Raw genomic sequence first — 9,327 nt, 5'->3', positions numbered from 1 at the left:
GGAAGATTTCAAGTCCAGTGAGACGGTCGTGACGTTATGAGGTTTGTGGTGCGGGTTCCCTGCGCTTGGCCGGGTCGTTGATCCACGCCTGCTGGGGTATCCGGGGTGGTCGGGGGCGGCGGCCGAAGCGTTCGGGGTGGCGGGCGTATGCCTCGGCGAGGGTGACGGCCCGCTGGTCGCGGACCTCCTCGGCGGTGCCGAAGTGCACGCTGGCGGGCGTGTGCCAGGCGATACCCGAATGCCGGTGTTCGTGGTTGTAGTACGCGATGAACGCCTCGAACCACTCGCGGGCATGGGCCAGCGAATCGAACCGCTCGGGGTAGTCGGACATGTACTTCGTGGTCTTGAAGTGGGCCTCGCTGTAGGGGTTGTCGTTGGAGGTCTTCGGCCGCGAGTGCGACCGGGTGACGCCGAGGTCGATCAGCAGCTGGGAGACTCTCTTGGAGGTCATCGACGTGCCGCGGTCGGCGTGCACGGTCTCGGGAACGATGCCGTTGCGGCGGATGGTCTCCCGGATCAACTCCTCGGCGCGTGCGGCCGATTCGGCGGCCTCGACGGTGTGGCCGACGATGTAGCGGCTGAAGATGTCGATGATGACGTAGGCGTGGTACCAGACGCCCTTGGCCGGCCCGGCCGCCTTGGTGATGTCCCAGGTGAACACCTGCGAGGGCCCGGTGGCGACCAGCTCGGGCACAGTCTTGGCGGGGTGGGTGGCCTGGCGGCGTCGCTCGCCTGCCTGGCCCTTCTCGCGCAGGATCCGGTACATCGTGGAGACGGAGCAGTGATAGCGTCCGGCATCCAGCTCGCGGGCCCAGATCTGCGCGGGAGGGAGTTCGGCGTACTCAGCGCTGTTCATCAGCTCCAGTACCGCCGCCCGTTCCTCGGGTGTGAGGGCTGAGGGCTGGACCTGTGGTTTTCTGGGCTTTCGCTCCGGTGGGGGCCGCAGCCGACGGTAGTGGGTGGCCCGGGAGCGGCCGGTCAGCCGGCAGGCCGCCGTGATACCGAGCTCGCCCTCGACGCCGGTGAACGCGTCGTCGGCCACCGGTTCGGCGGCAGCGATCAGTCCGCGCTCTCGGAGATCATTTCCAAGAGCGCGGAAGCTTTTCCCATGACTTCCAGCGCGGCCTTGTTCCGGGCCAGTTCCTTCTCCAGCCGCTCCACCTGGCGGCGCAGCTTCTCGTTCTCCGCCTCGGCGGCGGACTTCTTCGGCCTCGCCGGACTGGTGCGCTTGTCGACCAGCTTCTCCAGGGCCCCGGCATCCCGCGCGGCCCGCCATTCCTTGACGTGCGAGTGGTACAGGCGCTCGCGGCGCAGGATCGCGCCCTTCTCGTTCTTGGGCGCGGAGTCGTACTCGGCCACGATCCGCAGCTTGTACTCGGGACTGAAGGTCCGGCGCTTCGGCCGGGCAGCCGGATCGGGTCCGGCGGGGTTGGTGCTGGTCATGAGGGGGTGGTTCTCCTGTCGTGCCCTCTCAGGCTAACCCGACGAAGCGGGACGTCTCACCCAAGGCTGACAGAGAGGGTTCCGGTGGTCAGGGTGGTGCCCACGGAGGGGGTGTGGGAGTGGAACGCGTCCAGCGCCTCGCCGAAGTTGACACCGGCGTACCGGGACCATGTCAGGCCGGTGGCCGAGAGTCCCAGCAGCCCGACGGCGAGCCAGCCTCCGGTCGCCGCGTGCCAGCTGCGGGTGCGCCGTACGCCCTGTTTCGCAACCCGGTCGGGCAGCAGCAGGCGGCGGGTGGTCCGTTTGCCGTGCCGGCGGCGCCACCACCCGGACTCCCTTCCCGGGTACGGGAGTCCGGGCATCAGGTCACTCGTCGGCGCCCGCTTCCGGGGTTCTGCGGCGCCGCAGTGTGCGGATGGCGAGGAATCCGCCGCCCGCCGCCACGGCGGCAACCCCGGCGAGGGCCGCGGTCGCCGTAGTAGAACCGAGGCCCAGAACGGAGTCCGAGCCTCCCGTCTCCGGGGCGGGCAGGCTCAGGGCCGCGCACGCCGCCGGGGTGCCGGCCGGCTTTTTGCCGTCGGCGGCCTCGAACTGGTAGGCGTTGGTCTGGGCGTCCCCGTCCCCGGCGGTGATCGAGTAGGTGAGGGTGATGACCCCCTTCGGCAGCGGTGACACGGCGGCGCAGGCCGTCGTCGTGTCGGTGACGACCGGCTCTCCGACCGGGATCTCCTTGCCGTCCGGCCCGATCATCCTGATCTTCGGCGCGATGCCGGAGGTCAGGTTGTCGAACGTCAGCCTGACCACGTCGGTCCCGGCCCCGACCGTGGCCCCGGGGGCCGGTGCGGCGTCCTTGAGCGCGGTGTGGGCGTACGCGGGCGCGTTCCCCAGGATCAGCAGCACGCCCGCGCACACGGTGGATCCGGCCGTCGCCGTCAGAAGTCGAAGTCGGCGCATGCGATCCGGTTGTCCTGTGCCTCGTTGGGGTGGACCACGACCGCGACCGCGTCCTTGCCGGTCTTGCGGGAGTTGGTCACCGTCGTCATGCCCATACCGGACTTGTCGGCGGTGAACATCAGGTGGATCTCGTTCGGGGGCGTGGTCGCACCGCCCTTGTCGAACTGGAAGTGGGAGCCGCCGTTGCCGTCCGAGCAGTGCTGGGCGTGCAGGTGGGCCATGTAGACGTGATCGGGCTTGAGTCCGGTGAGAGAGACGGTGACGGTGGTGCCCTTGGGGCCCTGGGCCAGCCATGCGGTGCCCTTGACGTCGTTCATGCCGGGGGGCCGGGTGTCGAGCAGCGTGAAGGTGCCCTTCGCCACGGTCGCGCCGGACAACTTGTAGGCGGGAGTGGCGGACGGATCGCCCATCATCTTGTCGGACATGCCGTCCATGCCGTGGGAGGAGGACGAGGCGGATGCCCCGCTGTGGGCGGAGGCGTGCCCGGCCGAGTCGCCTCCGCAGCCGGTGAGCAGGACCGTCAAGGTGGTCGCGAGGAGGGCGCCCAGGGCCAACCGGACGGTTCGGCGTGCGGGTTGAGGTGCCGGCGGGTGGTCCGTGGCGGACGGGTGGGCGGGGGTGACGTCGTGCATGGGAATCCCGATCGTTGCGGGGCACCGCACGCCGCCGCGCGCAGGCGGACGGGTGCGTGCCAGGGCCGAGGTGGACGAACACACGGAGCGCACGGCAGCAGCGCGTGCGGACCGTCTTGTCCGCCCCGGCGGACCGGAGAGATCCAGGGGCACATGGCGAACAGCGGACCACAGGACGCGCGCAGGGCTGCCGAGCGGTGGCGTGGGGGTCCTCTGCGGACGACGGCATGCCTGAGCACGGCGAAAGCCGTCGGCGCGGCCGGGGCGTCTTCCGGCGACGGCAGGCCCGCGTGGGTCCGGAGACCGGGGACGGGGCGTCCCAGGAGCCCGCGGACGCGGCGGAGCGACGCGAACACGACGACCGTGAGGGCCCGGCCCAGTTGGTGAACCGCCGTCTCGCCGCGCCACAGCCACACCCCGCACACGACGGCGGCGAGAAGGTGCGCGAGGAACATCGCGGCAGGGCCCTGGCACGCGGCCGAGAACGTCGGCAGGACGTGGGAGTCGCCTGCCGTCGCACCGTGCGCCATGGTCATGCCCGCCCCGGAGTGGTCCATGTGCATGGCCATCCCTGAGGGGGAGAACATCATGGCGTGGCCCGCACCCGTGGCCGATACGGTCTCCGCGGCGCGGGCCGGTCCGTGGGCCACCTCGTGTGCCAGGTCGAACAGCACATGCAGCAGCCCCTGCGCGGCGGTCGTGACACCGACCACGGTCACGGGGCCGCGTTCCTGGCGGGTGAGCCACCAGCCGGCCGAGGCCGTCCCCGTGAACGCCGCTCCCAGCGCCCACCAGGGCAGCAGGTCGCCGGACATCAGGGCATGTCCGAGCGCGCTCGTCACCACGCAGACGGCCGCGAAGACCGCCGCCGACAGCGCGCGTGGGCTGCCGACGCGTTCCGCGGCCGACGTCGCGCGGCTCGCCCGGCGCGTTGCGCCGGGACGGCTCCGGGACACCAGTCAACTCCTCGTACCGATGGGCTCATCGCCTCTTACAGACGGGAGGGGCCTTTCATTCAGCCGCGCGGCCGTTCTTCGTGAGCCGGGGCGCGGCGGACGTCAGGCGGTGACTATGCCGTCCAGCTTTCCGGCCTTCGCCTCGGCCACCAGGGAGGAGAACTGGTCGGCGCTCATCTGGACGCGCTGCCCGAAGTCGTCGGTGAGCAGGACGCGTCGGTCCGCGGGGGCGCCCGGGTCGACGAACAGCTGCGGACAGCCGCAGTTGCACTCTCCGCAGAAGGTCGCCAGGGGCTCCAGGCCGTTGATCTCGTTCATCGTGCGCTGCCTTTCGACGGGAGGGTCGGGCACCAGGTCCTTGCCGTCGCCTGGCCGGATGGTGGTGGCCGAGACATACCCCCGGGCGCACGGCGCCACGCTCCGGCACGCGCAGCGGCCGGGGCACGGCCGAGCGCGCCCGTGCGCCGTTTCGCACCCGGTGCTTCACGTACCCGGCGTCCCGGCGGAACCAGTCAGCACCGGCCAACGACTACATGAGGAAGGGCTGTTGCCCGTCCGCGAGACGGCGTCGGTCAGCCCGTGCCGTCCGTCGAACCGCGGGCTAGGGTGTGGCCATGGCCGACGACGCCCTGACCATCGGTGTGCTGCTCTTCGACGATGTCGAGGAACTCGACGTGGTGGGTCCGTGGGAGGTGCTCGGGTTCTGGGCCTCCCACATCGCGACCTCGTCGGTGCGCGTGGTGGCTCTCGGCCCGCAGGCCGGAGTGGTGCGCGGTTCGAAGGGCCTCGGCATGGTCGCCGACCACGCCATGGACGAGGCGTTGCCGCTCGACCTGCTCGTCCATCCCGGTGGCAACGGCACCCGCGGCCTGGTCAAGGACGCGGCACATCCGGAGTGGCTGCGCGGCCTGCACGAGCGGGGCACCGTGCTGGCGAGCGTGTGCACCGGTTCACTGGTGCTGGCCGCGGCCGGGCTGCCGGCCGGCCGGCCACCACCCACCGTGACTATCTCGACAGGCTCGCGAAGATCGACCCCTCGATCGAGGTGCGGCGCGGAGAGCGGTTCGTCGACGACGGCACCGTCGTCACCAGTGCCGGCGTGTCGGCCGGCATCGACATGGCGCTGCACCTCGTGGCGCGATACGACGGGGCCGAGTCTGCGGAGTTCACGCGGGCCGGAATCCAGTACGAGGCTCCGGAACCCGTCCCGGGCTCCGGGGCCTGACGCCCGCTCACCGCCGGATCAGCGGTCGGCCGTCTCTGCCAGGCGGGCGGCAGCGTCATCCTCGGGATTCTCACCGTGCGCGAGGGGCCTGGCCTCGTAGGTGATCCGGACGACGCCATCGGCATGCCGTTCGGTACTCGCGCGGACCCCGAAGACATCGGCGAGCAGGTCCGGGGTGAGGACGTCCAGGACCGGCCCCGCCGCCGCGACGGCGCCGCCGCTCAGGACGACCAGGTGGTCGCAGAGGCGGGCGGCGAGGTCGAGGTCGTGCAGCACGGCGAGCGTGGTGACACCGGTGGCACGAATCAGGTCCAGGAGCTCGAACCGGGCCCGGATGTCGAGGTGGTTGGTCAGTTCGTCCAATACGAGGAGCCTGGGGTTCTGGGCCAGTGCCCGGGCCAGCAGAACACGTTGACGCTCGCCCCCGGAGAGAGAGGTGTAGTCACGGTCCGTGAAGGGCCGTACCCCGCAGCGGTCGATGGCGTCGGACACCGCCTCGTGGTCCTGGGGACCGTCACGGCCGAGCAGACCGTGATGAGGGGAACGGCCGAGAGCGACGATCTCCCCCACGGTCAGACCGGCGGTGCTGCCACCCGCGTCCTGGAGGACGGCCGCCGTACGGCGGGCCGCCGCCCGGGGGGACAGCTCCCATACGTCGTCCTCGCCCACCCTGACCACCCCCTCGGCCGGGCGCAGGGAGCGGTAGACGGTGCGCAGCAGGGTGGACTTGCCGCTGCCGTTGGGGCCGACGAGGCCGACGATCTCGCCCGCGCGGGCCTCCAGGCTCACGTCGCGCACGATCGGGGTGCGGTCGAGGGCGACGTGGAGCCGGTCGACGATGAGTTTCATGTTTTCAGTCCAGGCCCTTGTTGCGGCGCAGCAGCCACAGGAAGAAGGGGGCGCCGAGCAGGGCGGTCAGGATGCCCAGCGGCAGTTCATTGGGGCGGTTGAGGGTGCGGGAGAGCAGGTCGACGAGGACCAGGTAGACGGCGCCCAGCAGGGCCGTCAGGGGCAGCAGCCGACGGTGGTCGGCGCCGATGGTCAGGCGCACCAGGTGCGGGATCATCAGGCCGACGAAGCCGATACCGCCCGCGACCGCGATGACCGTGCCGGTCAGCAGCGCGCTGAGGACCAGCAGGACGGCCCGCAGCCGGCTGACGTCGACGCCGAGCGCGGTGGCCGACTCGTCCCCGGCCAGCAGCACGTTGAGGCGGCGGCCGAACAGGGACAGCAGCACAGTCGTCACCAGCACCACGACGGCGACCGTGGGCAGTTGGTCCCACTGGGCGCCCGCGACGCTGCCCAGCATCCAGAACATGACCGTCCGCAGCTCGGTGGGGGTCGCCTGGAGCTGGACGTAGCTGGTCGCGGAGAGGAAGACATAGCCGATGGCGACACCCGCGAGGACCAGCCGGGTCGGGGCCAGCCGCCCCTGGCGCCGGCCGAGCGCGAAGACCAGGGCTCCGGCGGCCACCGCGCCGAGGAAGGCCGCCGCCGACACCCCCAGCCCGGCCAGCGCCACTCCCCCACCCAGGGTGATGACGAGGACCGCGCCGAGCGTGGCGCCGTAGGAGAAGCCCAGCACGACGGGGTCGGCCAGCGGGTTGGACACCACGGTCTGCAGGACAGCCCCGGTCACGGCCAGGCCCGCGCCGACCAGCGCCGCCAGGACCACCCGCGGGGTGCGGAAGTTCCAGACGATCTGGTCCAGCGCCAGGTCCGAGGGGGCCGTCCCCGCGCCGGTGACGTGGTGCAGGACAATCGCCCACACGTCGGCGACCGGGACGTTGACGGCTCCGATGCTGGTCGCCACGATCATGGTGGCGACCAGCGCGACGGGCAGCAGCGTGAACGCGAGCGGGACCTTCAGCCGGGTCAGAAGGCGTCCGGGTGCAGCATCTTCGCGACCTTCTGCACGGCCAGGTCGTTGCTGGGGCCCAGGTACATCGAGTCGGACAGCGTCACGTACGTGTTGTTCTCGGCGGCCGGCCACTGGGGGAACTCCTTGAGCAGCTTCTTGGCGTACGCCGCCGGGTTCGGGTCGTTGTAGCTCATGACGACGACGGCGTCGACGTCGGTGGCGGCGACCTTCTCCTTGCTCAGGTCGGCGAAGGTGGCCTTGGTGGTGTCGGCGAAGGCGTTGGAGCCGCCCGCCTTGGCGAGGATGTCGTTGACGATGCCGTGGGCGAAGACCGAGCTGAAGTCGTTGCTGCCCATGGCCATGTTGGAGAAGAGCACCATGACCTTGGGCTTCTTCTCGCCCTTCACCTTGGCCGAGACGGCCGCAATGCTCTTCTCCGAGGCGGCGATCAGCTTCTCCGCTCTGTCGCTCACGTTGAAGACCTTGCCCATGTCGCGCAGCAGCTGGTAGCTGTCGGCGACGGTCATCTGGGAGGGGTCGTCGTCGCAACCCTGCGGGGAGACGTAGCTGTTGGCGCCGACCTGCTTCAGCTGGTCGCGGGTGGCGAAGCCGTTCTTCTGGTCGAAGCCGTACGTGGTGACGGACAGGACGAGGTCGGGACGCAGTCCCAGCATCGCCTCGCGCGGGATGTCGTACGCCTCGTTGACCTTGACGTCGCCGGTGGGCAGGGCCTTGATGGCCGCGGCCCGGCCCGCGACCTCGGACATGCCGTAGCCCTGCTGGTTGGCGACGATCCTGTCACCGAGACCGAGGGCGAGGAGCGTGGAGACTTCGGCGACCGAGGCACCGTTCATCACGACGACCCGACTGGGCGCCTTCTCGAAGGTCTGCTTCTGGCCGCAGTTGTCCAGCGTGACCGGGTAACCGGTCCTCGAAGCCGCGGCCTCGTTCGACTTCGCACTCGCCTCGTCGTCCGAAGCCGAGCCGCCACATGCCGCCGTCAGCAGACAGAGGGCGGTGGCCAGGGCGACGGCGGCCGGCCGGTTCATCGACATACGGGGCTCCTTGCGTGCAGGACGTGATCATGGGCACGGGGCTTCTGTTGCAGTAGTCGCCGCGAGGTGGCCTTGAGTTCCCGGCGGTCGCGGTCCGATTCGCGGACATCCCGAAGCGGGGCGCGTTCCGTCGGCCGAGGTCGGGCAGCGCATCTCCGAGGAGGGATCGGGCAGCAAAGTCCACACATGGGTGCCCCAGGCAGCGGCGGTCAGGAGCTTCGCCAGACAACACCGCGCTGCTCGTACTCCATGATGGACTCGACACCGAGGGCGACGGAGGCTCCGCACGCGCGGGTGAGCAGCCAGAGCGCCAGATCGATTCCGCTCGTGACACCTCCCGCGGTGACGAGGTTCCCGTCGTCGACGACCCGTGCGTCGATCACCTTGCCTCCCTGGGAGGCCAGTTCGGGCTTGGCCAGGTGGTGGGTCGTACAGAGTCGGCCTTCTCCACCGTCAAGCTCCGCACCAAGGTCACCCGCGGCGCCGGCAGCCCCGCCGCAGCCCTCGCGATGGTGTTCAAACTCGTCGAGTCCGCCCAGGCCCGCTGGCGGGCGATCACCGGAGCCCACCTCGTGCCCCTGGTCCGCACGAGCGTCCGGTTCGAGAGTGGCGTCCTGGCCGAACGTTCGCGGGGCGCTGCCTGATCTTGTGGCGGCTGGTCGGATAGGGCAATTACTCAGCTTGACTCTGTCGGGGATCTTGGAGTTGCCGAGGTCAGGTGCCCAGGGTGCGCCAGGACTTCGGCCGGGGGATCTCGTGCTGATCGAGGTAGGTCTGGAAAGCGGTCGGTCGGCGTGGCCGGGGTGCTTCCTCGGTCGGTGGGAGGCCGCTGAGGCGCTCGATGTTGATGGCGATGGCGGTCAGGACGTGCTGGAGGTGGACCTTGCCCTGCCCTCGGTAGCGGCAGCGGCGCATGCCGTGGCCGTGGGCGAACTCGTTGACCGTTCCCTCCACTCCGGAGCGGACCGCGTAGCGGGTTTTCCACTCGGGTGTCTGTTGCTCGGCACGGATGCGGAGTTGCAGGTCGCGGAGTTCTCGCGGAGGAAAGCCGACGGTGCGGGTGCTTTCGCGGGAGGTGGTGCACCGGGCGCGGGCCGGGCAGGGGTGGCACTGACTTTTGGTGAACCGTGCCACGATCAGCGGAGCCGCGGTGGGCGAGGAGGTCGGGTAGGGGCCGTGCCAGCCCTGGCTGACCTGCCCC

The 9,327-nt window shown here is 70.5% G+C and carries 13 protein-coding genes and 2 pseudogenes; 3 read left to right on the top strand and 12 right to left on the bottom strand.

The genetic code is table 11. The features are described from left to right. Positions 1-34: 34 nt before the first annotated feature. The 7 genes from TU30_RS32450 to TU30_RS32420 form a co-directional block, all read right to left on the bottom strand. Positions 35-1,042, bottom strand: a complete 1,008-nt coding sequence (locus TU30_RS32450) for an IS3 family transposase (RefSeq protein WP_042177145.1) — start codon at positions 1,040-1,042, stop codon at positions 35-37. 17 nt (positions 1,043-1,059) lie between these two features. Beyond that, complete coding sequence (locus tag TU30_RS32445; protein WP_042176980.1) at positions 1,060-1,443, bottom strand: hypothetical protein; 384 nt, start codon at positions 1,441-1,443, stop codon at positions 1,060-1,062. Positions 1,444-1,499: 56 nt separating this feature from the next. Then, the gene (locus TU30_RS32440; protein ID WP_042177143.1) at positions 1,500-1,805 is read right to left on the bottom strand and encodes a PepSY-associated TM helix domain-containing protein; all 306 of its coding nucleotides are present in this window, start codon (positions 1,803-1,805) and stop codon (positions 1,500-1,502) included. 4 nt (positions 1,806-1,809) lie between these two features. Next, a complete protein-coding gene (locus TU30_RS32435) occupies positions 1,810-2,397 on the bottom strand; it encodes a copper resistance CopC family protein (protein WP_042177141.1) in 588 nt (195 codons plus the stop codon). After that, a complete protein-coding gene (locus tag TU30_RS32430) occupies positions 2,376-2,951 on the bottom strand; it encodes a superoxide dismutase (RefSeq protein ID WP_042177139.1) in 576 nt (191 codons plus the stop codon). The genes TU30_RS32435 and TU30_RS32430 overlap by 22 nt, the downstream gene beginning before the upstream one ends. Beyond that, positions 2,918-3,985 carry a hypothetical protein gene (locus TU30_RS36680; RefSeq protein ID WP_063837672.1) on the bottom strand — a complete coding sequence of 356 codons (1,068 nt, stop codon included), beginning with the start codon at positions 3,983-3,985 and terminating at the stop codon, positions 2,918-2,920. Before TU30_RS36680 ends, TU30_RS32430 begins: the two co-directional genes overlap by 34 nt. Before the next feature lie 102 nt (positions 3,986-4,087). Further along, the gene (locus tag TU30_RS32420) at positions 4,088-4,303 is read right to left on the bottom strand and encodes a hypothetical protein (protein WP_042177149.1); all 216 of its coding nucleotides are present in this window, start codon (positions 4,301-4,303) and stop codon (positions 4,088-4,090) included. Between the two features lie 296 nt (positions 4,304-4,599). On the opposite strand from TU30_RS32420, the pseudogene TU30_RS37905 reads away from it, so the two are divergent. After that, positions 4,600-4,914 (top strand): annotated as a pseudogene (locus TU30_RS37905) (DJ-1/PfpI family protein); the annotation flags it as partial. A gap of 11 nt (positions 4,915-4,925) precedes the next feature. After that, positions 4,926-5,210 (top strand): hypothetical protein, encoded by a 285-nt coding sequence (locus TU30_RS37900; RefSeq protein ID WP_234308074.1) that lies wholly within the window; start codon positions 4,926-4,928, stop codon positions 5,208-5,210. Positions 5,211-5,228: 18 nt separating this feature from the next. Here TU30_RS37900 and TU30_RS32410 read toward each other — a convergent pair whose 3' ends face one another. From TU30_RS32410 to TU30_RS32395, 4 genes are all read right to left on the bottom strand, one after another. Continuing rightward, the gene (locus tag TU30_RS32410) at positions 5,229-6,059 is read right to left on the bottom strand and encodes an ABC transporter ATP-binding protein (RefSeq protein ID WP_042177137.1); all 831 of its coding nucleotides are present in this window, start codon (positions 6,057-6,059) and stop codon (positions 5,229-5,231) included. A gap of 4 nt (positions 6,060-6,063) precedes the next feature. After that, complete coding sequence (locus TU30_RS32405) at positions 6,064-7,029, bottom strand: iron ABC transporter permease (protein ID WP_042177135.1); 966 nt, start codon at positions 7,027-7,029, stop codon at positions 6,064-6,066. 56 nt (positions 7,030-7,085) lie between these two features. Continuing rightward, positions 7,086-8,126 (bottom strand): ABC transporter substrate-binding protein, encoded by a 1,041-nt coding sequence (locus tag TU30_RS32400; RefSeq protein WP_042177133.1) that lies wholly within the window; start codon positions 8,124-8,126, stop codon positions 7,086-7,088. Between the two features lie 209 nt (positions 8,127-8,335). Next, on the bottom strand, positions 8,336-8,530 hold the full coding sequence (locus tag TU30_RS32395) for a hypothetical protein (protein WP_360619661.1): 195 nt from the start codon (positions 8,528-8,530) through the stop codon (positions 8,336-8,338). 30 nt (positions 8,531-8,560) lie between these two features. Here TU30_RS32395 and TU30_RS36675 point away from each other — a divergent pair. Continuing rightward, positions 8,561-8,770 (top strand): annotated as a pseudogene (locus TU30_RS36675) (IS256 family transposase); the annotation flags it as partial. 70 nt (positions 8,771-8,840) lie between these two features. On the opposite strand, the gene TU30_RS32385 reads toward TU30_RS36675, so the two are convergent. Beyond that, positions 8,841-9,327: transposase (locus tag TU30_RS32385; RefSeq protein ID WP_042177129.1), on the bottom strand; the 487-nt coding region annotated here is incomplete at its 5' end.

Origin of the sequence: Streptomyces sp. NBRC 110035, assembly GCF_000829695.1 — a bacterium.
Classification (GTDB): Bacteria; Actinomycetota; Actinomycetes; order Streptomycetales; family Streptomycetaceae; genus Streptomyces.
The sequence above is the reverse complement of the archived record's forward strand: the minus strand, read 5'-3'. Positions and strand labels throughout refer to the sequence as shown.

Bases quoted from the DNA above. Each gene is read 5' to 3' on its own strand.
- TU30_RS32410 (WP_042177137.1), bottom strand. From the start codon at position 6,059: ATGAAACTCATCGTCGACCGGCTCCACGTCGCCCTCGACCGCACCCCG.
- TU30_RS32405 (WP_042177135.1), bottom strand. From the start codon at position 7,029: ATGATCGTGGCGACCAGCATCGGAGCCGTCAACGTCCCGGTCGCCGAC.
- TU30_RS32440 (WP_042177143.1), bottom strand. From the start codon at position 1,805: ATGCCCGGACTCCCGTACCCGGGAAGGGAGTCCGGGTGGTGGCGCCGC.
- TU30_RS32435 (WP_042177141.1), bottom strand. From the start codon at position 2,397: ATGCGCCGACTTCGACTTCTGACGGCGACGGCCGGATCCACCGTGTGC.
- TU30_RS32420 (WP_042177149.1), bottom strand. From the start codon at position 4,303: ATGAACGAGATCAACGGCCTGGAGCCCCTGGCGACCTTCTGCGGAGAG.
- TU30_RS32400 (WP_042177133.1), bottom strand. From the start codon at position 8,126: ATGTCGATGAACCGGCCGGCCGCCGTCGCCCTGGCCACCGCCCTCTGT.
- TU30_RS32445 (WP_042176980.1), bottom strand. From the start codon at position 1,443: ATGACCAGCACCAACCCCGCCGGACCCGATCCGGCTGCCCGGCCGAAG.